The 26109-nt window shown below is 65.6% G+C and carries 22 protein-coding genes; 15 read left to right on the top strand and 7 right to left on the bottom strand.

The annotated features are described in order from the left end of the window. Positions 1-80 precede the first annotated feature (80 nt). The 3 genes from boxB to F9K07_RS05870 all read right to left on the bottom strand — a co-directional run bounded on the left by boxB (position 81) and on the right by F9K07_RS05870 (position 4289). Positions 81-1508: a benzoyl-CoA 2,3-epoxidase subunit BoxB gene (boxB, locus tag F9K07_RS05880; RefSeq protein ID WP_159590297.1), complete on the bottom strand. Its 1428-nt coding sequence runs from the start codon at positions 1506-1508 to the stop codon at positions 81-83. A gap of 35 nt (positions 1509-1543) precedes the next feature. Then, on the bottom strand, positions 1544-3211 hold the full coding sequence (gene boxC, locus F9K07_RS05875; RefSeq protein ID WP_159590295.1) for a 2,3-epoxybenzoyl-CoA dihydrolase: 1668 nt from the start codon (positions 3209-3211) through the stop codon (positions 1544-1546). 157 nt (positions 3212-3368) lie between these two features. Then, entirely contained in the window at positions 3369-4289 is a 921-nt protein-coding gene (locus F9K07_RS05870) for a helix-turn-helix transcriptional regulator (protein ID WP_159596832.1), read from the bottom strand. Between the two features lie 199 nt (positions 4290-4488). Between F9K07_RS05870 and F9K07_RS05865 the strand changes: the two genes are divergently transcribed. The 3 genes from F9K07_RS05865 (at position 4489) to F9K07_RS05855 (ending at position 8787) form a co-directional block, all read left to right on the top strand. Continuing rightward, entirely contained in the window at positions 4489-6066 is a 1578-nt protein-coding gene (locus tag F9K07_RS05865; RefSeq protein ID WP_159590293.1) for a 3,4-dehydroadipyl-CoA semialdehyde dehydrogenase, read from the top strand. A 29-nt stretch (positions 6067-6095) separates the two neighbouring features. Next, a complete protein-coding gene (locus tag F9K07_RS05860) occupies positions 6096-7679 on the top strand; it encodes a benzoate-CoA ligase family protein (protein WP_159590291.1) in 1584 nt (527 codons plus the stop codon). Positions 7680-7794: 115 nt separating this feature from the next. Further along, positions 7795-8787, top strand: coding sequence for a Bug family tripartite tricarboxylate transporter substrate binding protein (locus F9K07_RS05855; protein ID WP_159590289.1), 993 nt, complete (start codon positions 7795-7797; stop codon positions 8785-8787). 6 nt (positions 8788-8793) lie between these two features. Here the strand turns inward: F9K07_RS05855 and F9K07_RS05850 are convergent, their stop codons facing one another. Next, positions 8794-10644: an ABCB family ABC transporter ATP-binding protein/permease gene (locus tag F9K07_RS05850; protein WP_159590287.1), complete on the bottom strand. Its 1851-nt coding sequence runs from the start codon at positions 10642-10644 to the stop codon at positions 8794-8796. A 37-nt stretch (positions 10645-10681) separates the two neighbouring features. On the opposite strand from F9K07_RS05850, the gene F9K07_RS05845 reads away from it, so the two are divergent. Beyond that, positions 10682-11116 carry an acyl-CoA thioesterase gene (locus tag F9K07_RS05845; protein ID WP_159590285.1) on the top strand — a complete coding sequence of 145 codons (435 nt, stop codon included), beginning with the start codon at positions 10682-10684 and terminating at the stop codon, positions 11114-11116. Here the strand turns inward: F9K07_RS05845 and F9K07_RS05840 are convergent. After that, positions 11113-11856 carry a type 1 glutamine amidotransferase gene (locus F9K07_RS05840; protein WP_159590283.1) on the bottom strand — a complete coding sequence of 248 codons (744 nt, stop codon included), beginning with the start codon at positions 11854-11856 and terminating at the stop codon, positions 11113-11115. The genes F9K07_RS05845 and F9K07_RS05840 overlap by 4 nt on opposite strands. A gap of 138 nt (positions 11857-11994) precedes the next feature. Between F9K07_RS05840 and F9K07_RS05835 the strand changes: the two genes are divergently transcribed. The 11 genes from F9K07_RS05835 to F9K07_RS32045 all read left to right on the top strand — a co-directional run bounded on the left by F9K07_RS05835 (position 11995) and on the right by F9K07_RS32045 (position 23575). Further along, a complete protein-coding gene (locus F9K07_RS05835; protein ID WP_159590281.1) occupies positions 11995-13515 on the top strand; it encodes an FG-GAP repeat protein in 1521 nt (506 codons plus the stop codon). A gap of 73 nt (positions 13516-13588) precedes the next feature. Further along, positions 13589-15184, top strand: coding sequence for an FG-GAP repeat protein (locus F9K07_RS05830; protein ID WP_159590279.1), 1596 nt, complete (start codon positions 13589-13591; stop codon positions 15182-15184). A 206-nt stretch (positions 15185-15390) separates the two neighbouring features. Further along, the gene (locus tag F9K07_RS05825) at positions 15391-16266 is read left to right on the top strand and encodes a branched-chain amino acid ABC transporter permease (protein ID WP_159590277.1); all 876 of its coding nucleotides are present in this window, start codon (positions 15391-15393) and stop codon (positions 16264-16266) included. 74 nt (positions 16267-16340) lie between these two features. Continuing rightward, entirely contained in the window at positions 16341-17417 is a 1077-nt protein-coding gene (locus F9K07_RS05820) for a branched-chain amino acid ABC transporter permease (RefSeq protein ID WP_159590275.1), read from the top strand. After that, positions 17414-18247 carry an ABC transporter ATP-binding protein gene (locus F9K07_RS05815; RefSeq protein WP_159590273.1) on the top strand — a complete coding sequence of 278 codons (834 nt, stop codon included), beginning with the start codon at positions 17414-17416 and terminating at the stop codon, positions 18245-18247. The genes F9K07_RS05820 and F9K07_RS05815 overlap by 4 nt, the downstream gene beginning before the upstream one ends. Next, complete coding sequence (locus F9K07_RS05810) at positions 18244-19032, top strand: ABC transporter ATP-binding protein (protein WP_159590271.1); 789 nt, start codon at positions 18244-18246, stop codon at positions 19030-19032. Before F9K07_RS05815 ends, F9K07_RS05810 begins: the two co-directional genes overlap by 4 nt. A gap of 3 nt (positions 19033-19035) precedes the next feature. Continuing rightward, positions 19036-20895, top strand: a complete 1860-nt coding sequence (locus F9K07_RS05805; RefSeq protein ID WP_159590269.1) for an AMP-dependent synthetase/ligase — start codon at positions 19036-19038, stop codon at positions 20893-20895. A gap of 43 nt (positions 20896-20938) precedes the next feature. Continuing rightward, positions 20939-22102 (top strand): ABC transporter substrate-binding protein, encoded by a 1164-nt coding sequence (locus F9K07_RS05800; RefSeq protein ID WP_159590267.1) that lies wholly within the window; start codon positions 20939-20941, stop codon positions 22100-22102. Between the two features lie 25 nt (positions 22103-22127). Then, positions 22128-22541: a DUF2784 domain-containing protein gene (locus F9K07_RS05795; RefSeq protein WP_159590265.1), complete on the top strand. Its 414-nt coding sequence runs from the start codon at positions 22128-22130 to the stop codon at positions 22539-22541. A 163-nt stretch (positions 22542-22704) separates the two neighbouring features. Further along, entirely contained in the window at positions 22705-23457 is a 753-nt protein-coding gene (locus F9K07_RS05790) for a c-type cytochrome (RefSeq protein WP_201451518.1), read from the top strand. Next, on the top strand, positions 23450-23575 hold the full coding sequence (locus F9K07_RS32045) for a hypothetical protein (protein WP_268894743.1): 126 nt from the start codon (positions 23450-23452) through the stop codon (positions 23573-23575). Before F9K07_RS05790 ends, F9K07_RS32045 begins: the two co-directional genes overlap by 8 nt. A 27-nt stretch (positions 23576-23602) precedes the next feature. On the opposite strand, the gene F9K07_RS05785 is transcribed toward F9K07_RS32045, so the two are convergent. Further along, positions 23603-24091 (bottom strand): thioesterase family protein, encoded by a 489-nt coding sequence (locus F9K07_RS05785; protein WP_159590263.1) that lies wholly within the window; start codon positions 24089-24091, stop codon positions 23603-23605. Between the two features lie 50 nt (positions 24092-24141). Next, a complete protein-coding gene (locus tag F9K07_RS05780) occupies positions 24142-26103 on the bottom strand; it encodes an acetyl/propionyl/methylcrotonyl-CoA carboxylase subunit alpha (protein ID WP_159590261.1) in 1962 nt (653 codons plus the stop codon). Positions 26104-26109: the final 6 nt, after the last annotated feature.

Here is a 26109-nt window from a genome sequence, read left to right as displayed (position 1 = left end):
GAGTAGATGGTCGCTGCGCAGATGCATTCGATTTGCCTCACCCCAACCCTCTCCCGCAAGCGGGAGAGGGAGTGATGCACTTAGCCGAAGCGCACATATTCAAAATCGACCGGCTGCCGGTTGATGCCCATCACCGGCGGCGCGATCCAGCCGGCGAACTTGCCTGGGTCGACCACGCGGCCCATGAGCGAGGCGACGAAGGCGAAGTCTTCCGGCGTCGGCAGCCATTCGCTCTTCTTGGCTTCCCACTCGGCCTCGCTCACCACGCGGCCATCGGGCGACATCTTGATGCCGGCCAGCGCACCGATCTGGCGGTTGAACGCCTTGTGCGGCACGGTCAGGCGCGTCGGAATGCCGGCCTTCTCCAGCACCTTGTTCCAGCGGTTCACACCGGCCACGGAGTCGGCGATGAAGTCGTCGCGCAGCACTTCGTTGAGCGCGTTGAGCATGGGCACGTCCTTCTCGACGAGCTTGCCGTCCTTCACTTCGAGCACCTTGTAGGTCTGGCCCTTGAGCACGTGGTCGTCGCTGCGCTTGCCTTCTTCGTACCGGCCCTTGAGGCCCGAGCTGTAGAAGATGGCGGCGTTGCTCGACTGGTCGGCGCCGAAGAGGTCGATGGTCACCGAGTAGTGGAAGTTCAGGTAACGCTGGATGGTGCCGAGGTCGATGGCGCCAGCCGCGCGCACCTTGGCAGGGTCATCGGTCTTGAGTTCGTTCATCACCTGCGCGGTGCGGGTGAGCACGCGCGAGACGCCGCTCTCGCCCACGAACATGTGGTGCGCTTCCTCGGTCAGCATGAACTTGGTCGTGCGGGCCAGCGGGTCGAACGCGGACTCGGCCAGCGCGGAGAGCTGGAACTTGCCGTCGCGGTCGGTGAAGTAGGTGAACATGAAGAAGGCCAGCCAGTCGGGCGTCTTCTCATTGAACGCGCCCAGGATGCGCGGGTTGTCCTGGTCGCCCGAGGTGCGCTGCAGCAGCGCCTCGGCTTCTTCGCGGCCATCGCGGCCGAAGTGCTTGTGCAGCAGGTAGACCATGGCCCACAGGTGGCGGCCTTCTTCCACGTTGATCTGGAACAGGTTGCGCAGGTCGTACATGCTGGGCGCGGTCAGGCCCAGGTGGCGCTGCTGTTCGACCGACGCGGGTTCGGTGTCGCCCTGCGTGACGATGATGCGGCGCAGGTTGGCGCGGTGTTCGCCGGGCACGTCCTGCCAGGCCTTCTCGCCCAGGTTGTCACCGAAATGGATCTTGCGCTCGGCATCGCCCGGGTTCAGGAAGATGCCCCAGCGGTAGTCGCGCATCTTCACGTGGCCGAACTGCGCCCAGCCTTGCGGGTCCACACTGACCGCGGTGCGCAGGTAGACCTCGTGGTTGGTCGAACCCTCGGGGCCCACGTCGTCCCACCAGTTGATGAAGTTGGGCTGCCAGCCTTCGAGCGCGCGCTGCAGCGTGCGGTCTTCGGAGAGGTTGACGTTGTTGGGGATCTTTTCGCTGTAATTGATCGTGGACATGTCCTGGTTCCTCGTGTTCGGTGGCTGGGATGGGATCAGACGCGGTTGAAATCGAAAGCCGCTTTGTCGCCTTTGCCGTAGACCTTCAACGCGCCTTTTTCGCCCACGGCGTTCGGGCGGATGAAGATCCAGTTTTGCCAGGCGGTGAGGCGGCCGAAGATGCGGGTGGCCATGTTTTCCTTCTGCGCGAAACGCAGGTTGGCTTCCAGGCCAGTGAGCGCATCGGGCGACATGGCCGCGCGCTCTTCCATCGCCATGCGCACCTCGTCGGCCCAGTCGATGTCGTCCGGCGCGGCGGTCACCAGGCCGAGGGCCAGCGCGGCGTCCGCGTCCAGCGCCTTGCCGATCGCGCCGCGTGCGGCTTCCATCGGCCCGGTCTCTTCATAGAAGCGGCGCTGCAGGCGCGACTGCTCGTTGACCATGGGCAGGTAGCCGAAGTTGAACTCGCCCAGCTGCATCTTGGGCGCGGCGTCCGCGTCGTCGGGCAGGGCCAGCATGTAGGCGCGGTCGGCACAGAAGGCCAGCTCGGCCAGCGAGCCGGCGAAGCACGAACCGGATTCGATCAGCGCAAACAGGCTGCGCGAAGACACGTCCAGACGCGCAAACGTGCGGCGCATCAGGCCCAGGGTTTCGCGCACGAACCAGTGGTCCTTGTTCGCGAGCATCAGCGCGTCGCTGGCGAGCACGGCGGCCGCATCGCCTTCGGTCTTGAGCAGCCACGTGCCCATGTCCAGCTCGTTGGTGCGCAAGCACAGGATGGCGTCGTCGAGTTCGCGCGCCATCTGCAGCGGCCACCACGCGGTACCCGCGGCCTCGATGCCGGCGATGTCCTTCGGTTGCGCACCGGTGGGCGCTTTCACGGTGATGGTCACGTTGCGCTTGGCGCGGTCGATCGCCACGTTCACATAGGCGTAGTGAATGCCGTCGGCGCTGTCCTTGCGCTCCACGCGCGGCAAGGCCACGCCCTTGCCATTGGCGGGCCGGTCGCTCTGCGCGGCCAGCGCGGTGGCGCGTTCTTTCACATGCTCGGCAAACTTCTGCGGTTTGACGATGGAATCGACCAGGCGCCAGTCCACCGCCTTCTGGCCACGCACACCTTCGCTGGTGGTGCAGAAGATGTCGGCCAGGTCGTGGCGCACGTGGCGCTTGTCGGTCACGCGGGTGAGGCCGCCGGTGCCCGGCAGCACGCCGAGCAGCGGCACTTCGGGCAGCGACACGGCGGAGGAGCGGTCGTCCACCAGCACGATCTCGTCGCAGGCCAGGGCCAGCTCGTAGCCACCGCCAGCGCACGCGCCGTTGAGCGCGGCGACGAACCTCAGGCCACTGTACTTGGAGGAGTCCTCGATGCCGTTGCGGGTTTCGTTCGTGAACTTGCAGAAGTTCACTTTCCAGGCATGGCTGGAGAGGCCGAGCATGAAGATGTTGGCGCCGGAGCAGAACACGCGGTCCTTGGCGCTGGTGACGACCACGGTGCGCACCTCGGGGTGCTCGAAGCGCACGCGGTTGAGCGCGTCGTGCAGCTCGATGTCCACACCGAGGTCGTAGCTGTTGAGCTTGAGCTTGTAGCCGGGGCGGATGCCGGCGTCTTCGTCGATGTCGATCGACAGGGTGGCGATCGCGCCATCGAAGGCCAGCTTCACGTGGCGGTACTGGTCGGGCTGGGTGCGGTAGTCGACGGCGGGGGGCGTTGCGGTGGCGCTCATGGGAAGTCTCCGGCTGTGTCTGGGGATCTGGGGCATCCGCGGGCCTCTGACCCACGGTGGAATCAGGCCCAACCAGCTGCACTCAAATGCCGGCTTGAACCTGGTGACGTGAATAATATTTCACAAACTCAAGACCGTCAATGCACTTTTATGCATGTTACATGTCCAGGCCGATCGCCTCGCGCACTTGGATCCGCAGCGCCTGGAAGGCGTCTTCGAGGTTGTAGGCGCTGGTGTCGAACGCCATGTCGGCCTTGGAATAGAAGGCCGAGCGTCCGGCCAGGATGCGCTTCAAGTCCTCCATCGCCTCGCGGCTGGCGGCCATCGGTCGCATGTCGCCCTGCGCGGCCACGCGGCCCATGTGGTCGGCCGGATCGGCCTGCAGCCACACCGTGGTGCAGTGGGAGAGCAGCAGGTTGAAATTGGTCGCATCGGAGACCAGTCCGCCGGGCGTGGCGATGACCACCTCGGGATAGATCTGGATCGCCTCTTCCAGCGCGCGCCGCTCGTAACGGCGGTAGGCCGGCGTGCCATACAGCGAATGGATCTCGTTGATGCTGCAGCCGGCGAATTTCTCGATCTCACGGCTGAGCTCGATGAAGGCAAACCCCAGGTCGTCGGCCAGGCGCTGCCCCAGCGTGGATTTGCCCGCGCCGCGCAGGCCGATCAGGGCGATGCGCGCCTTGCGCCGGGGATCCTCGCCAGCGGCCGCGCTGCCACCCAGCAAACCGCCGATGGCGATGCGCGCGCGCCGCAAGTCCGTTTCGTTGCGCTTTTCCAGCAGTTCCCGGATCAGGAGCCACTCCGGTGAGCTTGTACTCACATCTCCAATGAGTTCCGCGAGCGAGCAGTGCAGCGCCTGCGCCACCTGCAGCAGCACCAGGATGGAGGCGTTGCCCGTGCCGTACTCCAGATTGGCCAGATGCCGCTCGGACACGTCGGCCGCCACCGCCACCGCCTTGCGCGTCATGCCCCGGCGCGAACGCAGGGTGCGCACCCGTTCGCCCAGCGCGACCAGAAAAGGATGCCGCGGCGGTTCTTCATCGGCCATGGGCGCCTTCACTTCGGAGGACACCATCACGCCGTTGTCTTCGACGTTCATGAAGAGCTAGCCTTTCAAGGAGCAGTGCAGGAAAACGCTGGACGGGCTTGCCAAGCGTCAAGACATGCACTTTAATGCACAATCCCAAAAGCGCAAGATAGTGCATTTATAGCGCCATTCAGTGCCTGCGGCCAGCGCCGGCGGGCGGCTTCCACGACACACCAGCGAGACACGCATGACCACCAGCACCCTGCTTCCCAACTTCCTCGGCGGCCAATGGCAAAGCGGCACTGGCGCCGGCACGCCGCTGTTCGACCCGGTGCTCGGCACCGAGATCGCCCGCGTGAGCAGCGCCGGGCTCGATCTGGCCGCCGGGTTCGCCTTCGCGCGCGAAAAAGGCGGCAAGGCCTTGCGCGCACTGAGCTACGGCGAACGCGCCGGCATGCTCGCCGCCATCGTCAAGGTGCTGCAGGCCCACCGTGACGCCTATTACGAGATCGCCACCGCCAACTCGGGCACCACCACCAAGGACTCGGCGGTCGACATCGACGGCGGCATCTTCACCCTGGGTTACTACGCCAAGCAGGGCGAAGCCCTGGGCAGCGCCCGGGCCCTGCTCGATGGCGAACGCCTCCGCATGGGCAAGGACCCGGTGTTCCAGACCCAGCACATCCTGCAGCCCACCCACGGCGTGGCGCTGTTCATCAACGCCTTCAATTTCCCGAGCTGGGGACTGTGGGAGAAGGCCGCGCCGGCGCTGCTCTCGGGCGTGCCGGTGATCGTCAAGCCGGCCACCGCCACCGCCTGGCTCACGCAACGCATGGTGAAGGACGTGATCGACGCCAACATCCTGCCGCCGGGCGCGCTCTCGGTGGTCTGCGGCTCCTCCGCCGGGCTGATGGACCAGCTGCAACCGTTCGACGTGGTCTCGTTCACCGGCTCGGCCGAGACCGCGCGCATCATCCGCAGCCACCCCGCCGTGGCCGAACGTTCGGTGCGCTGCAACATCGAGGCCGACAGCCTCAACAGTGCCCTGCTCGACCCGGCGGCCACCGCCGACAGCGAAGCCTTCACCTTGCTCGTGAGCGAAGTGGCGCGCGAGATGACGGTGAAGTCCGGCCAGAAGTGCACCGCGATCCGGCGCGTGTTCGTGCCGCGCGCGCTCTTTGATGCCGCCGCGCAGGCCATCGGTGCCAAGCTGGCCAAAACCAGCGTGGGCAACCCGCGCACGGAGACCGTGCGCATGGGATCTCTGGTGAGCCAGGAGCAGAAAGCCAGCGTGATCGAAGGCATCGCCAAGTTGCGCGCCGAGGCCGAGCTGCTGTTCGACGGCGGCAGTGCCGCGCTGGTGGATGCCGACGCGAAGGTGGCTGCCTGCGTGGCGCCTGTGTTGCTGGGTTCGCGCGAACCCACGAAGGCGAAGGTGCTGCACGAGGTTGAAGTGTTCGGCCCAGTGGCCACGCTCATGGCCTACGACAGCATCGAACAGGCCTACGGACTCATCCGCCGCGGCGAAGGTTCGCTGGTGTGCTCGGTCTTCAGCGCCGACCCGACCTTCACCGCCAGCGCCGCGCTCGAACTCGGCTCGGCCCATGGCCGCGTGCACGCTATCTCGCCCGACGTCGCGGCCAGCCAGACCGGCCATGGCAATGTGATGCCCATGTCCTTGCACGGAGGCCCGGGGCGTGCCGGCGGCGGCGAAGAACTGGGCGGCTTGCGCGCGCTCGGCTTCTACCACCGCCGCAGCGCGGTGCAGGCCAGCAGTGCCGCGCTGGACGTGTTGGCCACATCTGCCGTACCGTTCAGCGTCTGACCCTAAAAATCCGACGAGGAGACAAGCCCATGAACACCCCCCACGTCGCCGCCCCCCCTGAGCGCTTCAACTTCGCGCGCCATTTGCTCGAAACCAACGCCGGGCGCGCGGAGAAGAACGCCCTGATCGACGACCAAGGCACGCTCACCTACGGCCAGCTCGCGGACCAGGTACTGCGCTTCTCCTCGGCGCTCACCGCTCTCGGCCTGCGGCGCGAAGAACGCGTGCTGCTGCTCATGCACGACAGCAGCGATTGGGTGGTGGCCTTCCTGGGCGCGCTGCACGCGGGCGTGGTGCCGGTGGCGGTGAACACGCTGCTCACCGCACAGGACTACGCGTACATGATGGCCAACAGCCGCGCCCAGGCCGCCCTCGTGTCCGCCGCCTTGCTGCCTACGCTGCAGACCGCGCTGGACAAGCTGGATGCGCAGGAAGGTGGCCATGAGGTGCGGCACATCGTCGCCTCGCGCGCCACTGGTGCGCTGCCCAACGGCGTGCACGACTTCGCCCAGCTCGTCGCGCGCCACGACCCGGCGCAGGCCGCCGCCAACACCCACGGCGACGAACCGGCGTTCTGGCTGTTTTCCTCCGGCTCCACCGGCGCGCCCAAGGGAGCCGTGCACACGCAGGCCAATCTGTACTGGACGGCCGAGCTCTACGGCAAGGCCGTGCTCGGTCTGCGCGAGAGCGACGTGGTGTTTTCCGCCGCCAAACTGTTCTTCGCCTACGGCCTGGGCAATGCCCTCACCTTCCCCCTCAGCGTCGGTGCCAGCGTGGTGCTGATGGCCGAGCGCCCCACGCCGCAAGCCTGCTTCAAGCGCTTCGTGGACCAGAAACCCACCGTGTTCTACGGTGCGCCCACGGGTTACGGCGGCATGCTCGCGGCGGCCGATCTGCCCAAGAGGAACGAGGTCGCCCTGCGCCTGTGTTCATCAGCCGGCGAAGCGCTCCCACAAGACATCGGCCAACGCTGGACGAACCACTTCGGCGTGGAAATCATCGACGGCATCGGCTCCACCGAAATGCTGCACGTGTTTCTCTCCAACCGCCCTGGCGACGTGCGCTATGGCACCACCGGCAAGCCGGTGCCAGGCTACGACATCGAACTGCGCGGCGAAGACGGCCGGCCGGTGGCCGATGGCGAGATCGGCGACCTCTACATCCGCGGCCCCAGCGCCGCCCTGATGTACTGGAACAACCGCGGCAAGAGCCGCGACACCTTCCAGGGCGGCTGGACCAAGGCCGGCGACAAGTACACGCGCGACGCCGACGGCTACTGCACCTACGCCGGCCGCAACGACGACATGCTCAAGGTCAGCGGCATCTACGTGAGCCCGTTCGAGGTCGAGGCCACGCTGGTGCAGCACCCGGCGGTGCTGGAAGCCGCCGTGATTGGCAAGACCGATGCCGACGGCCTGACCAAGACCAAGGCCTTCGTGGTGCTCAAGCCCGAAGCGAAGGCCACCGAAGCCGAACTGCAGGCCTTCGTGAAAGAAAAACTCGCGCCCTACAAATACCCGCGCTTCATCGAGTTCCTCCCCGAATTGCCGAAGACGGCGACGGGGAAGATCCAGCGCTTCCGGTTGCGCGAGCGCGAGAGCGGCGCGGCTTGAGCCGGTCGGTTTCGCTGAACGAAACGCAGCCAACAAAACCCGCGCAAGCCTTGCATTCCTCCTAGGATCATCGCCGGCACCCGCAAGCGGCGGGCGACTTCCAGGAGACAACACGATGCAAGACACCCACACCCCGTGGCGGCGCCGAGGCTTTGCGGCATTCGCAGGCCTGCTGGCTTTCACGGCGATCACCGCGAACGCGCAGACCGCCTACCCTTCGCGCCCCATCACCATGGTCATCGGCTACCCGCCCGGGGCCATTGTCGATACCGTGGCACGGCAGCTGGGCACCACGCTCACCGGGATCCTCGGCCAACAGGTCGTGCCCGAAAACAAGGGCGGTGCGGCCGGTGCCGTGGGGGGTGGCACCATCGCGCGCGCCAAGCCGGATGGCTACACCATTCTGTTCACGGCGTACACCTCGCTTCAGATCGCTGCCGCCACCGACCGCAGCTTGAACTTCGATCCGGTCCGCGACCTGCTGCCGGTGGCCTCTGTCGGCCGCCCCACCACCTTGCTGCTGGTGAACGCCGATTTCCCCGCCAAGAACCTGGACGAGTTTGTCGCCTACGTGAAAAGCCGTCCGGGCAAGATCAACTTCGGCACCAGTGGCACCGGCTCGCCCAACCACTTCGCACTGGAACACATGAACGCCGCCTACGGCCTGAAGATGACGCCCGTGCCCTACAAGGGCGCGGCGCAGATGATGCAGGACATGCTCGGCGGCCAGGTTCAGGCCATTTTCAGTTCTTCGTCCCTGGCCGCGGGGCAGCTGCAAGCCGGCAACGTGCGCGCCCTGGCGATTGGATCGCCCGACCCCTCCCCGTTGTTCCCGGACTTGCCACTGATGGCAGCCCACGGCGCGCCTGGCCTGAACGCCAGTGGCGCGCTGGGTGTGTTCGCACCGCCTGGCACGCCCACCGCCATCGTGGACCAATTGAACGCGGCCATCGGGAAAGCCTTGCAAGACCCGTCCATCGCTCAGAAGCTGGCGGGCGAGGGCCTGGTCATCAAACGCCAGACGGCAGCGCAATTCGGCAAGAGCTACCGCGACGAGGCCCAGCAGATCGCCGACTTCATCAAGAAGAGCGATCTCACGATCAAGTAGTGCGTATCAATCGGCGCCGCTCTGCTGCAGCGCCCACATGCCGGCATACACGCCACCACGCCCCACCAGGTCGGCGTGCGTGCCGCGCTCCACGATCTCGCCGTTGACCAGCACCAGGATCTCGTGCGCGTCCACCACCGTGGACAGGCGGTGCGCGATCACCAGCGTGGTCTTGTTGCGCGCCGCGCTCTTGAGCTCGGCCTGGATCGCCCGCTCGTTGGCCGAGTCCAGCGCCGACGTGGCCTCGTCGAAGATCACGATCGGCGGGTTTTTCAGCAGCGTGCGCGCAATGGCCACGCGCTGCTTCTCACCGCCCGAGAGTTTGAGGCCGCGCTCACCCACCATGGTCTGGTAACCCAGCGGCAGGCGCTCGATGAAGGCGTGGATGTGCGCGGCCTTCGCGGCCTGCACCGCAGCCTCGTGGCCCGCGTCGGGGCGGCCGTAGAGGATGTTGTATTCGATGGTGTCGTTGAACAGCACCGTGTCCTGCGGCACGATGCCGATCGCCTGGCGCACGCTGGCCTGGGTCACGCTCTTGACGTCCTGCCCGTCCAGGGTGATCCGGCCGCCCTCGTCCGCGTTGCTTACATCGTAGAACCGGTACAGCAGGCGTGCCAGCGTGCTCTTGCCCGAGCCCGAGGGCCCCACCACCGCCACCGTCTTGCCCGGTGGAATCTCGAAGCTGATGCCGTGCAGGATCTCGCGCGCAGGCTCATACGAAAAGCGCACGTTCTCGAACTTCACCGCCGGCGCGCCAGCGAGCACCAGCGGCTGCGCACCGGGCACATCGGCGATCTCGCGTTCCTTCTCCAGCAGCGCGAACATCTTTTCCAGATCGGTCAGGCTCTGCTTGATCTCGCGGTACAGCACGCCGAGGAATCCCAGCGGAATGTAGAGCTGGATCATGAAGGCGTTGACCATGACCAGGTCGCCCAGTGTGAGCTCGCCACTCACCACGCCCTGCGTGGCGCGCCAGAGCATGAGCACCAGCGCCACGGCGATCACCACCTGCTGCCCGGCGTTGAGCATGGACAAGGTGGTCTGGCTCTTGATGCGCGCGCGGCGCAGCTTCTCCAGCGCCGCGTCGTACCGGTGCGCCTCGAACTGCTCGTTGTTGAAATACTTGACGGTTTCGTAGTTCAGCAGCGAGTCGATGGCGCGGCTCTGGCTGGTGGACTCCAGCTCGTTCATCTGCCGGCGGAATTTCGTGCGCCACTCGGTCACGGTCACGGTGAAGGTCACGTACAGCACCAGCGCTGCCAGGGTAATCCACACGTAGCCCATGTCGAACTTCGTGCCCAGCAAGGTGAGCACCATGGCCACCTCGATCAGCGTGGGAAAGATGCTGTAGAGCGAATACGAGATGAGCGACTGCACGCCGCGCGTGCCGCGCTCGATGTCGCGCGTCATGCCGCCGGTCTGGCGCTCCAGGTGAAATCGCAGGCTCAGCGCATGCAGATGCCCGAACACCTGCAGCGAAATGCTGCGCGTGGCGCCCTCGGTGGCCTTGGCGAACACCAGTTCGCGCAGTTCGGTGAACACGCTGGTGGACAGGCGCAGCAAACCGTACGCCAGCAGCAACCCCAAGGGCACCACCAGCATCGAGGCCACGCTGCCGGGCTGGATGGTCATGGCGTCGACCAGTTCCTTGAGCAGCAGCGGCACGCCCACGTTGGCCATCTTGGCCGCCACCATGAAGGCCAGCGCGAGCACCACCCGGCCCTTGTATTGCCACAGGTAAGGCAACAGGCGCTGGAGCGTGGCCCAGTCGGAGCGGGGTGCGGGAGGTGCACCGGCCAAGCCGGCACTGGCAGGCAAGGCGGAAACAGGAGATGAAGAGGAAATGTCGCGGCGCATGCGGGAGAATGGGGCTTGTTATCCAGAGATTGTGCCCATGTCCCCAGATTCAAGCGTCCCCGCCCCGACCTCCCTGCCGACCGACCGCGAGCTGGTCCTCAAGGTCATCCCCCTGCCTGGCGACTGCAACGCCAACGGCGACATCTTCGGCGGCTGGGTCATGGCCCAGATGGACCTGGCGGGTGCGGTGCTGCCGGCCCGCATCACGCGCGGGCGCCAGGCCACGGTGGCGGTGAACCAGTTCATCTTCAAGCAGCCGGTGCGCGTGGGCGACATCCTGAGCTTCTTCGGCCGCGTCACGCGCGTGGGCCGCACCTCGGTCACGGTGGAGGTCGAGGTGTATGCCGAGCGTTTCTCGTCGCAGGGCCAGTACGTGAAGGTCACCGAAGCCACGCTGACCTACGTGGCGATCGACATGGAAGGCCGGCCCCGGTCGATCCAGCCGCCGGCAGACGCCTCGGCCACGTCCTAATCGGGCCAGCCCGAGCGCCAACGGCGGTAGATGCGATCGGCCAAAGCCTCGCTGCCGGCGAGATAGCGCTGGGTAGCCGCAGTCATAGACGCCGGGTCTTGCACGCTGTCGCGGTGCCGCAGCACCTTCGCCGCGTAGGCATCGCCCGGTTCCTTCAACCACGTAGCGATCTTCTGCGGCGTGATCTCGATGTGGAACTGCATCGCCAGATGCGGCCCGAGCGCGAAGGCCTGGTGCGCGCAGGCGGCTGACGAAGCCAGCAGCTCTGCGCCCGGCGGCAACTGGGTAAAGCCGTCCTGGTGCCACTGGTACACGGTGGGCATTGTGTCGTCTCCGAACCAAGCGCGCGCCATGGCGCTGCCGTTGTGCGCGATCGGCCACCAGCCCACCTCGGGCTGCTGCAGGCGCTCCACCCGGCCGCCGAGCGCCTTGGCCATCAACTGGCCACCCAGGCAGTGGCCGATCACGGGAATGCCCAGCGCATCGGCCTCGCGGATGAGACCCTCGGCCTGGCGCAGCGTGGGGCGCTCGTCGTTCGCGCTCCACGCCCCGCCGAGCACCGCCAGGCCACGGTAGCCGCGCACCGAGGCGGGATACCGATCGCCCGCCTCGGCACAGCGCACCTGCCAGGCAATCCCTTGCGCATCCAGCCATTGGCCCAGGAAACCCGGGCCATCTTCGAAGAGGTGTTGCAGCACGAGCACGTCGGCAGCGTTGAGGGCGGAGGAGGTCGAAGCCATAGCCCATCATAGAAAAGTCGGGGCGCTCAAGGAACCCATGAAGGGGCGGGTGTTCCTCAGTGTGGCGCCTCTGGGCATACCCCCTTGGCCAACGGCCCCTACAAGGTGTGTGCATCTCGACCAAAGCCCCTGCCCATCATGAACCTCAGCCTCTTCAAGCGCCGAACCCGCCACCTTGCCGGCATTCTGCTGTTGTTGCTAGCGAGTTGCGGAGGGTCGCCGGTGCCGCAGGCAGAGATGGAGATGGCGATTCAGTACATCAAATCCTCGAACACAAAAGCCGATGACAAGTTCGGCACCAGCACCGTGCTGTCGGCCGACGGAAACACGCTGGCGGTTGGATCGCCACAACCCATCAGCGGCGAGGGCGAGGTGCACATCTTCGTGCGCAGCGGCAACACCTGGGTTCAGCAGGCACATTTGAAAGCCAGCGACCCGGACATCTTCGACAATTTTGGCGCGAGCCTGGCGCTTTCGGCCGACGGTCACACAATGGCGGTCGGGGCGTATGGGGAAGCCAGTAGCAGCATCTTCAACCCCGGGGACGACTCCCTTGCTCAAGCTGGCGCCGCGTACGTTTTCACCCGAAACGGCACGACGTGGACACAGCAAACGTATCTGAAGGCCAGCAACATCGGGGCGTCGGATGGGTTCGGATGGAGCGTCGCGTTGTCGGCCGACGGTCGGACATTGGCGGTGGGCGCTCCCTGGGAAAGCAGCAACACCACGGGCACCACCAGCGTTCCCAATGAATTGGCGGACTACTCGGGCGCCGCCTACGTCTTCACCCGCGACCCGGCCGACGTCTGGACCCAGCAGGCCTATGTGAAAGCCAGCAACACCAAGCCCGACCATGGCTTCGGCATCAGCGTCGCCCTCTCCGGCGATGGCCACACGCTGGCGGTGGGGGCATCCTGGGAAGCCAGTGGCTTTGGCGGGAACGAAGCCGACACGTCCGAGCCAGGTGCTGGCGCGGCCTACACCTTCACCCGCGACCACTTGGGCACCTGGACCCAGCAGCGCTACTTGAAGGCCAGCAACATCGGGGCATACGAAGAGTTCGGATGGAGCTTGGCGCTGTCGGCCGATGGTCACACGCTGGCGGTCGGCGCATACAGGGAAAACGGCCCGGGCGACTCGATGCCCGAAGCCGGCGCCGCCTATGTCTTCGCGTTCAGCGCCGGCGACTGGCATCAACAAGCCCTTTTCAGAGGCAGTTACCCCCATACGCTGAACCACTTCGGCATCCGGCTGGCCCTGACCAGCGATGGCAACACCTTGGCTGTGGGAGCGGTCCATGACAACAGCAATGCCATCGGCTTCAATGCCACCCCCACCAGCAACACGGTCGTCGAATCGGGCGCCGTCCATGTCTTGACCCGCGAGGGCAGCACCTGGCGTCAGCAAGCCTATGTGAAGGCCAGCAACAGCCGGGAACGCGCCGAACTGGGTGCCGTCACCCTCTCGGGAAATGGCCTTACATGGGCGTTCGGCGCCCCCAGCGAAAGCAGCAACGCCAAAGGCATCAACGGCAACCAGGCCGACACCTCAGCCCCTGAGGCCGGCGCGGTGTACCTCGTGGACCTCAATCCACCCGGGTCCGACGGGTCTTGCACACCTCAAACGTTCCCGTCCTGCAGACCACCCGCTGGATGGTGAAGAAGCACGCCACCCGCCGATGCCTGCTCACGACTTTTTCCTCCCCCCTCTCACTCCACTGCAGCGAAACCCCATGCCCGCCATCCTATTCAACCCCACCTGCACCATGCCGTCATCCCTTCAAAAGTTCTGTCTGGTGATGGCCGCCGTGCTGCTCACCGCCGTGGCACTCCCTGGCTGTGGAGGCTCTGACCTGTCGGTCAACACCGACGGCTTGCCCACCATCGGCTCGATGCCGGATTCGCCCGACATCACCGTTGCACTGAACTACATCAAATCGTCGAGCCCCAACCCGGTCATGCTCGGCCACAGCGTGGCGCTGTCGGCAAATGGCGAGACCTTGGCGATTGGCGCGCGCACGGATTCCAGCGACGGCAGCGATCCCGCCAACGAATCCCTTCCCAACTCAGGTGCGGTCTATGTGTTCATTCGAGACGGCAACACCTGGAAGCTGCAGGACTATTTGAAGGCCAGCAATCGCGATGACGGTGACGAATTCGGCTCCAGCGTGGCGCTCTCGGCCACCGGTGACACCTTGGCCGTGGGCGCCATCGGCGAAGACAGCATGGCCCTGTCTCTCGGGGGTGGCGAAAGCGACAACTCGGCCGGCGCGGCCGGGGCTGCTTACGTTTTCCAGCGCAGTGCGGGCAGTTGGACGCAACAGGCCTACCTCAAAGCCGAGAACGCCAATGTGGCCGACGCGTTCGGCATCAGCGTGGCCCTCTCAGGCAATGGCGACAGGCTGGCTGTGGGTTCTCAGAACGAAGACAGCAATGGCTTGGATCCCGCAAACGGCGATGTGGATGAGGCCGGCGCGGTCTATGTTTTTTCACGCAACAACGTGGCGCACAGCTGGACACAGTCGGCGTTCATCAAGGCCAGCAACGTGGGCTTGGGCGACTTTTTCGGGATCAGCCTGGCGCTGTCGAACGACGGCGACACCCTGGCCGTGGGCGCGATCAACGAGGCGAGCGATGGCATTGCAGGCCCTGACGACGATTCGCTCACCGGCGCTGGCGCTGCGTATGTGTTTTCCCGAGACGCATTGGACCGTTGGACCGAGATCGCCTACTTGAAGGCCAGCAATGCCGGACGGGACGACCAGTTCGGCCACAGCCTGGCCCTGTCCGGCGATGGCAAGACCCTGGCTGTGGGCGCGCATCGAGAACAGGGCAATGGCACGAACCCGGCAGACGATTCGCTCCTGGATGCGGGCGCCGCCTATGTCTTCACGCGCGATGCGGCCGATCACTGGACACAGGCGGCCTATCTGAAAGCCAGCAATGCCGGTGACGGCGATCAATTCGGCTACAGCATGGCGCTCTCCCTCCACGGTGATCTGTTGGCGGTAGGGGCACGCTGGGAAGCCAGCAGCGCACGGGGTGTCAACGGGGACCAGAACGACAACGCGTTCGGCGAATCTGGCGCGGTGTATCTCTTTTCGCGAAGCAGTGGCGACCACTGGGCGCAACGGGCCTATCTGAAAGCCAGCAACCCCGACGTTGGCGATTCGTTTGGCTTCAGCGTGGCCTTGCCCAGCGATGGCCTCACGCTTGCCGTGGGGGCGCCTCACGAAGAAAGCGCCGCCACGGGCGTCAACGGCGACCAGAGCGACAACGGCCGCAGCCGAGCGGGTGCGGTGTACGCGCTGAACATCACCCTGAACTGACGCAAGGCAGCGTGGCGGCGAACCCGCGCGACACACCCATCCTCCGCAGGTTCTGCACCGGAACCGCCGGAGATCGGGACAACCCCTAGCAGCGAGAGCACCCGAGACGGCTATAACTTGCGAACACCGTCTGGAACGCCTGCACAACGCCGACGCAGCGCAGCGCACCCCGGCCGCACGAAGCACAAGAACTCTAGGAGACCTGCGTGCAACTGCTGCAGCTGTTGATCAGCGGCGTGGCCCAAGGCTGCATCTATGGGCTGATCGCGCTGGGTTTCGTGCTGATCTACAAGGCCACGGAAACCGTGAGCTTCGCTCAGGGCGACTTGATGATGGTGGGGGCCTTCTTCGGCCTGGCCACCATGACCATGCTGGGTTTTCCTTTCTGGCTGTCGGTGCCGGCGGCCATTCTGGGCATGGGCCTGTTCGGCGTTGCGCTGGAACGCGTGGTGATCCGCCCCATCCTCGGGCAACCGGCCTTCTCCATCGTGATGCTCACCATCGGCGTGGGCTACACGCTGCGCGGCCTCATCACCATGCTGCCCAACATCGGCACCGACACGCACACCCTGCCCGTGCCCTATGCCAATCAGTTGCTGCGCATGGGCACGCTGGTGGTCTCGGCCGAGCAGATCGTGGTGATCGGCTCCACCGCCATCCTGTGCGGCGCTCTCTTCGCGATGTTCCGCTTCAGCAAGCTCGGCATCGCCATGCAAGCCGCGTCGCAAAACCAGCTCGCGGCCTACTACATGGGCATTCCGGTCAAGCGGCTCAACGGCCTGGTGTGGGGCCTGGCCGCGGGCGTGGCCGCCATTGCCGGGCTGCTGCTCGCGCCCTTCACTTTCGTACACGCCAACATGGGTTTCATCGGCCTCAAGGCGTTCCCGGCGGCGGTGGTAGGCGGCTTCAGCAGCCTGCCCGGCGCCATCGTGGGCGGTCTGATCATCGGCATCGTCGAACAGCTGGCCGGGTTCTACATGGCCGAAGGCTTCAAGGACATCGCGCCGTATGTGGTGGTGCTGGTCATGCTGGTGCTCAAACCCAACGGTCTGTTCGGCGAGAAGTTGCGAAAGAAAGTGTGATGACTGGGGGTCAGATGACTGGGGGTCAGACCACTCGCGAAGTGATGTGCTCTGACCCCGACTGAACAAACAAAATGCGATTCCTTTTCAAGACCAACTACGACCAGGACATCCGCCTCGCCAAACACGGCGGACATGTGCTCTGGTACAGCTTGCTGGTGCTGTTTCTCCTGCTCGCGCCCTGGACCCTTCCAGAGTACTGGCTCGCACAACTCACCTTCGTGCTGATCTACGCCGTGGTCGGCCTGGGCCTGATGCTGCTGGCGGGCTTCACCGGCCTGTTCTCGCTCGGCCACGCAGCCTTTCTGGGCGTGGGCGCGTACACGCAAGCCATCATGGTGAACGCCGGCGTGCCGTTTCCGCTCGCCCTGCTGTGCGCCGGCCTGCTCTCGGCCGCCGTGGGCATGGTCGTGGGCCTGCCGGCATTGCGGGTCAAAGGCATCTACCTCGGCATGGCCACGCTGGCCTTCGGTTTCATCGTGGAAGAGGTGATCGCCCGCTGGGAATCCATGACCGGCGGCAACAAGGGTCTGATGGTCAATGCGCCCAAGCTCCTCGGCTGGGAGCTGATTTCCACCGAACACTTTTACCTGCTGTGCCTGGTCATCACCGTGCTGGCCACGCTCGGCGTGGTCAACCTCATGCGCTCGTTCACCGGCCGCGCCTTCGTCGCCATCCGCGATTCGGAGATTTCCGCCCAGAGCATGGGCATCCACCTCGCGCGCTACAAGACATTGAGCTTCGCGCTCTCGGCCGCGCTCGCCGGCATCGGCGGCGCGCTCTACGCGCACAAGATCCAATTCCTCTCGCCCGAGCAGTTCGGCATCCTCCAGTCGATCGACCTGCTGCTCATGGTCGTCATCGGTGGGCTGGGCTCGATCCACGGTGCTTTCCTCGGCGCGATCTTCCTCATCGTCATGCCCCAGCTCATCGCGCTGGGCAAGGACTATCTGCCCGATGCGATCGGACAGGCCACCGGCCTGCAGGGCACGGTCTACGGCATCGTGCTGATCGCCTTCGTGCTGTTCGAGCCCATGGGCTTGTACGGACGCTGGCTGAAGGTGCGCACCTGGTTCCAGCTGTTCCCGTTCTACCGCAAGGGCACGTTCAAGCGGCAGAAGTCATTTCAAAGATCCGAAAGACTGAGATGAACCAGGACATCTTGCTCTCGGCCCGCAACCTCAGCGTGCGCTTTGGCGGCGTGGTCGCTGTCAACAACGTGAGCTTCGATGTGAAGCGCGGCGAGGTGTTCACGCTCATCGGGCCCAACGGCGCGGGCAAGACCACGGTGTTCAACCTGATCAGCCGCATCTACACCCCCACCAGCGGCAACATCGACTACCTGGGGCCCGACGGCATGCTGCGCCTGACCCAGCAGGCACCGCACCAGATCGCCCGCCTCGGCATCGCCCGCACCTTCCAGAACATCGAGCTGTTCGAACACGCCACGGTGCTGCAGAACCTGCTCATCGGGCGCCACACGCACCGGCGCACCGGGCTTTGGGGCGAGATCTTCTTCACCGGCAAGACGCGCGCCGCCGAGATCGAAGCGCGCGAAAAGGTCGAACAGGTGATCGACCTGCTGGATCTGCAACACCACCGCGAGTCGATGGTGGCCGGCCTGCCCTACGGCGTTCGCAAAGTGGTGGAACTCGCCCGCGCCCTCTGCACCGAACCGCGCCTGCTGCTGCTCGACGAGCCCTCGTCGGGCCTGAACGTGGAGGAGACGGAGGACATGGCCTTCTGGATCACCGACATCAAGGAGGAACTGGGCATCACGGTGTTGATGGTGGAGCACGACATGAGCCTGGTCTCCAAGGTGTCCGACCGCGTGCTGGCCATGAGCATGGGGGCCGAGCTGGCTTCGGGCACGCCGGCCGAGGTGCAGCGCGACCCGGGCGTGATCGAGGCCTACCTGGGATCGATGGACGATGCGTCGAACCTGCGCCGCGAAAGTCCCAGCGCGAAGGTGCTGACATGAGCGTGGCGACCACCGACGAACCGGTGCTCAAGCTGCTCAATGTCGAGAGCGCCTACGGCCCGATCAAGGCCATCCGCGGCGTGAGCCTGCAGGTGCGCCGCGGCGAAATCGCCACCGTGCTCGGCTCCAACGGTGCGGGCAAGACGACCATCCTCAAGACCATCAGCGGCATCATCGATCCGCGCAAGGGCTCGATCGAGTTCAAGGGCGAGAACATCACCGCGCAGGACCCCGCGCTGATCGTGCAGCAGGGCCTGAGCCATGTGCCCGAGGGCCGCGAAGTCTTTCCGCTGCTCTCGGTGCGCGACAACCTGCAGATGGGCGCCTACACACGCAAGGACCGCGACGGTGTGGCGCGCGACATGGAAGCCGTGTATGGCTACTTTCCCATCCTGCGCGAGCGCGCCGATCAGGATGCGGGCCTGCTCTCCGGCGGACAGCAGCAGATGCTGGCCATCAGCCGCGCGCTCATGGCCAGCCCCGATCTGGTCCTGCTCGACGAACCCAGCCTGGGCCTTTCACCGAAGCTCACCAAGGAGATCTTCGAGATCGTGGTGCGCATCAACCGCGAGCGCGGCACCACCATCCTGCTGGTGGAGCAGAACGCCAACATGGCGCTCAATGCCTCCGACTACGGCTACGTGCTGGAGAACGGCCGCATCGTCATGGAAGACACCTGCGCCCATCTGCGCGAGAAAGACGACATCAAGGAGTTCTACCTCGGCATGAAGGAAACCGGCGCGCGCGGTGAGCGGCGCTGGAAGAAAAAGAAGAACTGGAGATAAGGCATGAGCAACCTCTGGGATCTCTCCCGCATCCAGCCACGCACCGATGTGGTTCTGCCCGGCGAGACCATTCCCGCGCTGTTCTGGAACGGGGTGCGGGAGCGCGAAGCACAGGTGTGGATGCGCCAGAAGGAGCTCGGTCTCTGGCGCGCCTGGACCTGGGGCCAGACCGGCGAAGCGGTGCGCGAAATCGCCCACGGCTTGATGGCCCTGGGCTTCGCGCCAGGCGACACGGCATCCATCCTCTCCAACACGACCATTGAATGGGTGCTCTGCGATCTCGCGGTCCTCAGCGCGGGCGGGGTGTCCAACGGTATCTACCCGACCGATGCGGCCGAACAGGTGCAGTACCTGTGCGCCGACTCGGGCACCTCGGTGCTGTTCGTCGAGGACGATGAGCAGCTCGACAAGGCGCTGGACGTGCGCGCGCAACTGCCCTTGCTCAAGAAGATCGTGGTCTTCGACATGGACGGCCTGCGCGATCTGGACGATGCACAGGTGATCGGCCTGAGCGCGTTGCGCGAAGTGGGCCGCGAGCATCTGCGGCAGCACCCGGACCTGCTGGCACAGCGCGTGGCGGCGGTGGACCCGCAGGCGCTGGCGATCCTGGTCTACACCTCGGGCACCACCGGCCGTCCCAAGGGCGCCATGCACAGCCACCGGGGCCTGGTCCATACCGTGCGCGGCTACAACACGCTGATCTCGCGCGACCAGAACGACGAGTGCATGTGCTTCCTGCCGCTGTGCCACATCGCCGAACGCCTGGGCGGCGAGTACTTCTCGCTCTACACCGGCGCACGCCTGAATTTCGTGGAGAACCCCGAGACCGTGCCGGAGAACGTGCGCGAGATCGCGCCCACGGTGTTCACCGCCGTGCCACGCGTGTGGGAGAAGTTCTATTCCGGCGTGATGATCGCCCTCAAGGAGGCCGGTGCCGCCCAGCAGGCGGCCTATGCCTGGGCCATCGGCGTGGGACGGCAGGTGGCCGATCGGGTGCTGGCGGGCCAGCCCGTTCCCGCCTTTCTGCGCATACGCTTCACCGTGGCGCGCTTGCTGGCCCTGGACAACGTGCGCAAACTCATCGGCATCCACCGCGCGCGCTACCTCGTCACCGGCGCCGCGCCCATCTCGCCCGACCTGGTGCGCTGGTACCTCGCGCTGGGTGTGCCCATGCTCGAGGTCTGGGGCATGACCGAAACCTGCGGCGCGGCCACCGGCGTTCCGCCCGAACGCATCAAGCCCGGCAGCATCGGGCCGGCCGCGAACTACAACGAGGTGCGGATCGACCCGCAGACCGGCGAGATCCTGGTGCGCGGTCCGAACGTGTTCATGGGGTACCTCAACCTGCCCGAGAAAACCGCCGAGACCCTGGACGCGCAGGGCTGGCTGCACACCGGCGACGTGGGCACGGTGGACGAGGAAGGGTTTTTCCGCATCACCGACCGCATGAAAGACATCATCATCACTGCGGGGGGCAAGAACATCACGCCCAGCGAGTTGGAGAACGAACTGAAGTTCTCGCCCTATGTGACCGACGCGGTGGTGATCGGTGACCAGCGCCCCTATCTCACCGTCATCATCATGATCGACCAGGAGAATGTGGAAAAACATGCGCAGGACCACGACGTGCCGTTTTCCAACTACGCCAGCCTCACCCGCGCGCCCGAGGTGCAGGCCCTCATCCAGGCCGAGGTCGACCGCGTGAACAAGAAGTTCGCCCGCGTCGAGCAGATCAAGCGGTTCTTCCTGCTCGACACCCAGCTGAGCGCCGAAGACGAAGAACTCACCCCCACCATGAAGCTCAAGCGCAAGCTGGTGCAGACCAAGTACGCCCCCCAGATCGAGGCCATGTACCGCCACTGAACAGGTTCTGTTTTCAACACCGATCCACCCACCAGGAGACACCATGAAACCCGGATTGAAACTCACCGCAGCCGCCGCGTTCGCCCTGGGTGCCGCCTCGGTGCTGGCGCAAACCCAAGGCGTGAGCAAGAACGAGATCGTGGTCGGCTCGATCCAGGATCTGTCGGGACCCATCGCGGCGTTTGGCAAGCAGGTGCGCATGGGCATGCAGCTGCGCGTGGACGAGATCAACGAACAAGGTGGCATCAACGGCCGCAAGATCAAGCTGCTGGTGGAAGACGCCAAGTACGACCCGCGCAATGCCGTGCTGGCCGCACAGAAGCTGGTGAACCAGGACAAGATCTTCGCCATGGTCGGCCATATCGGCACGGCGCAGAACATGGCCGCCATGCCGGTGCAGTTCAGCAAGAACGTGCTCAACTTCTATCCCATCACAGCCGCGCGCGAGATGTACGAGCCCTTCCACAAGCTCAAGTACTCGTTTGCCGCACCCTACTACGACATGATGAAAATCATGGTGCCGCGCCTGGTCAAGGAAAAGGGATCCAAGAAGGTCTGCACCCTGTACCAGGACGACGAGTTCGGCCTCGAAGTCAAGCGGGGCGCGGAAGACGGGCTCAAGGCAATCGGAATGCCCCTGGCGGTGGAGACCACCTACAAGCGCGGCGCCACCGACTTCGCGTCGCAGATGCAGAAGCTTGCGTCGGAGCAATGCGACATGGTGGTGATGGGCACCTTGATCCGGGAGACCATCGGCGGCATCGCGACCGCCAAGCGTTTGAACTTCAACCCGGTGTTCATCGGATCGGCCGGCGCCTACACCGACCTCATCCACAAGCTGGGCGGCCCCGCCATGAACGGCTTCTATGCCGCCATGACGGTGCAGCACCCCTACCTGGACGAAGCCTCTCAGCCGCTGCGCTTCTGGGCCAACAAGTACAAGACCAAGTTCAACGAAGACCCCACCGTGTTCTCGGTGTATGGCTACGGCTCCATCGATGCCTTCGCACGCGCGGCCAGCGCCGCGGGCAACAACCTCACCACCGAGAGCTTCATCAAGGCCATGGACACGATGAAGATTCCGCCCGACATCTTCGGCTCCGCCGAAATGACCTTCAGCCCCACCAAGCGCCTGGGCAGCAACGCCTCGCGGCTGTCCCAGATCACAGATGGCCGGTGGAAGGTGATTTCGGAGTACATGCGCTGAAGCGGGCCACGCGGCGGGCCGTCCGTTGAGCGCCGGCCTCGCGGGCCTTTTCGCCGACGCACTGCTCACGCTGCACCTGGCCATCGTCGTCTTCGTGGTCGGCCTGCTGCCGCTGGTGCTCGTGGGTGGTGCGCTGGGTTGGCGCTGGGTGCGCCACTTCGGTCTGCGGCTGGCCCATCTGGGCCTGATGGTGTTCATCGCGGCCCAGGCCTGGCTGGGGCAGCTGTGCCCGCTCACGGTGTGGGAACAAAAGCTTCGCCGCATCGCCGGCCAGGCCAGCTACGGCGAGAGCTTTGTCGAACACTGGCTCTCTCAGCTGCTGTACTGGGACGCGCCCTGGTGGGTATTTCTGGCCGCCTACACCGTGTTCGCTGCGCTGGTGGGGCTGGCGTGGCGGTGGGTCAGGCCGGGGCTGCGGAAGTCCCCGCGTCTGAGGTAGACCGAGCCGATCTGTGGAGCAGCATTCGGCATGCGGCTCATTGAACCAGACACCCCTTTCAACCACCCAGTGGCTGCGTGCAGCACAGCCGGGCGAACGGGTGCGCGCAACGGTTCCATAGCCCAAAGATTCAACCCACCGAAAGAGCTGAGGAGCGCACGGCATGGGCAAACGAGCCATTCTGGTCCTGATGTCCACGTTGGCCTGCTGGACCGGCTTGCCCAGCGCAATGGCCCGTGAAGGTCCCCCTTCGTGGGCCTACCCCATGAATCCACCCGGGTTCAAACTGACGCCAGACGACGGCGCCGTGCGCCACGTCCCCGATAGCCGCGTGAGACACACCTTGTCAGAGGTGAGGGATCGTTTTCTCGCCCCCGATTGGCATCCCGATGCCCATCCGCCCATGCCCGCCGTGGTCGCCAGAGGCCGCCCGCAAAACGTGAGCGCCTGTGGCTACTGCCACCGTGCAGAGGGCACCGGCGGGCCCGAAAACTCGAGCCTGGCGGGTTTGTCGGCGCCGTACATTCTTCAGCAGCTGGCCGACTACAAAAGCGGCGCGCGGTCCACCGCCGTGCCCTACCGAAAGCCACAGACCCTGATGATCGCAACGGCCAAGGCCCTTTCCGAAGAAGAAGCAAAAGCCGTTGCAGCCTATTTTTCGGCGTTGAAACCCAGGCAGAACATCCAGGTGGTCGAGAGCAAGACCGTGCCCAAGACATATGTCTACAACTGGTTTCTTGCACCGGTAAAACCGCCGGCTCGCGAACCCATCGGTCAACGGATCATCGAGCTGAACAACGATCTCGAGCGCTTCGAGAACCGCGACCCCCGGGTCACGTTCACGGCCTATGTGCCGCCGGGCAGCATCCGAAGGGGGCAAGCGCTGGTCGACCTACATTTTTCGACAGTTGTATGAGCTGCAAACGGGTGTGCGAGCAGGGCCCAGCGCAGCCCTGATGAAAGCACCGTTGGCCAACCTGCAGCAAAGCGACATGATCGACATTGCCGCGTACTTGGACACGCTCAAGCCTTGATCCGCTCTCACCTGAGCCAGCCCGGCGCTACGACACGATATAAGCCCCCGCGCCCACGCACAGCAGCTTCCCATCCGCCCCCAGAAACTCCATGCGCGTGGTCGCCACGCGCGAGCCCAGGCGCAGCACCTCGGCACGCAGGTCGAAATGCTCGCCCACGCAAGGCCGCAAGTAGTCGATGCGCAGGTCGATGGTGCCGAGCTTGCTGAAGCGGTGCAGCCGCTGCAGGGGCGGCTCGTCCATGTGGCGGGCCGCACTCGCCGCCATGCAGGCCATGCCAGCCAAAGCGTCGAGGCAGGCACTCACCACGCCGCCGTGCAAGCGGTGGTGCAGGTAGTTCCCCACCAGTTCGGGCTTCATGGCCAGGTGCGCACGAACGCCGTCGGCCCTGACCTCGGTGAGCCGCACGCCCATCAGTTTGTTGAAGACGATCTTCTCGTCGAACAAGTCCTGCACGGCGGCCACGAACGCGGGTTCGAATTCGATCGGGGTCTGAGGTTCAGCGTGTTTGCTCATGGTTTTCATTGCAAGGGAGAGCGCCAATGGCGCGCAGGGGGTGTTTCGTCTCAAGACACATAGGTGACCAGCAATTGCCCAGGCGCGACTTGCTGGCCTGCCATCACAAGAACGTTCGCCACCACCGCGGCGCGCGGCGCGCTCAACGTGTGTTCGAGCTTCATGGATTCGATGACCAGCAACGGCGCGCCGCGCGCGATGGCCTGCCCCGGTTGGGCATGGACTGCCATGAGCTTGCCATTGAAGGGGGCACGCAACTCGAGCGCGCCGCCGTCGCCACCAGCGCCCGCGGGCGGCGCATGGGCCAGGTCGCGCAGTTCGACCGTGTGCGCTCCCGCTTGCACCTGCCACAGGTCCGCGCCCAGACTCGCCGCCCTCACGGGCCAGGTGACGCCATCGATCGTCACGCATCCCGGTGCCACGAGGGCTTGCAGCTGGCGCTCGCCCTGCACGACACGCAACAGGCCCTGCCCTTGTTCGAGCACCGCGATGTCCATCACCTGCTCGCCATGCTGCCAGCGCAGCGGGCGGGCAAACGGGCATGGCAGCGCCACGGCGGGACCCTGTGCATGGAACACGGCGGCCAGCACGCCCGCCAACACCGCGTCCGGCGGCGGCTGCAGCGTGGCGCGGATCGCCTCGCCTTCTTCGGCCAGGAAGGCAATGAGCGCGCCGCCTTCGTGAAACACCGGGTTGCGCAGGCAGGCGGCCAGGAAGGCGCGGTTGCTCGGCAGACCGAGCAACACCGTCTGGTCGAGCGCATGCGCGAGCCGTTCGATGGCCTCGGCGCGGGTGGGCGCGTGGGCGATGAGCTTGCCGAGCAGGGCGTCGTAGTGCGGGGTGATGGCGCACCCGGTCTCCAGCGCATGGTCGAAGCGCAGACCCGGCTGCGGTGCGGGTGCGGCGAAGTGCCGCACACGTCCGGTGTGAGGTGTGAAATGCGCGTCTTCGGCGCACAGGCGCACCTCCAGGGCGTGGCCGCTGAAGCAGATCTGGTCCTGCTGCAGCGGCAGCGTTTCGCCGCGCGCGATGCGCAACTGCCACTCCACGAGATCGAGGCCGGTGAGCGCTTCGGTGACGGGGTGTTCGACCTGCAGGCGGGTGTTCATCTCCATCAGGAAGAAAGATCCCGCGCCCGCCTCCCCTGCGTGCGAAAGAGCGTGAGAAAGAGGGTGTGCCTCCAGCAGAAACTCCACCGTGCCAGCCCCCACGTAGCCCGCCGCCTGGGCCAGGCGCACCGCACAACGCCCCAGCGCTTCGCGCAGCGCCGGCGACACCGCAGGGCTGGGCGACTCTTCCACGATCTTCTGGTGGCGGCGTTGTACCGAGCAGTCGCGCTCGCCCAGGTGCACACAGTGGCCGTGCGCATCGGCGAACACCTGCACCTCCACATGGCGGGGCCGCGGCAGCGCGCGTTCGATCAGCAGATCGCCATCGCCGAAACCCGCCAGCGCCTCGGAGCGCGCGCTGCTCAAGGCCGCCGGCAGTTCGGCGATCTCGTGCACCAGCCGCATGCCGCGCCCCCCGCCGCCGGCCACGGCCTTCACCATCAGAGGAAAGCCGATGCGCTGCGCTTCGGCCAGGAAGGTTTCCTCTCGCTGGTCGTCTCCGAAGTAGCCGGGCAGGCAGGGCACGCCGTGCGCGAGCGCCAGCGCCTTGGCGGCCGACTTGCGGCCCAACGCGCGGATGGCGGCCGGCGGCGGGCCGACCCAGGCGAATCCCGCGTCGATCACGGCTTGCGCGAAGTCCGCGTTCTCGCTCAGGAAACCGTAGCCGGGGTGCACGGCGTCGGCGTTGGTGGCGGCGGCCGCGTCGAGCAGACGGTCGATGCGCAGATAGGAATCGGCCGACGCCGCGCCGCCCAGCGCGTAGGCAGTGGTGGCCTCGCGCACGTGCAGGGCCTGCGCATCGGGCTCCGAATAGACCGCCACGGTTTCGATGCCCATGGCGTGCGCGGTGCGGATGATGCGGCGCGCGATCTCGCCTCGGTTGGCGATGAGGAGTTTTTTCATGCGGCC

Origin of the sequence: Hydrogenophaga sp. BPS33 (assembly GCF_009859475.1) — a bacterium.
Taxonomy (GTDB): Bacteria; Pseudomonadota; Gammaproteobacteria; order Burkholderiales; family Burkholderiaceae_C; genus Hydrogenophaga.
This window is presented reverse-complemented; position numbering and strand designations above follow the sequence as displayed.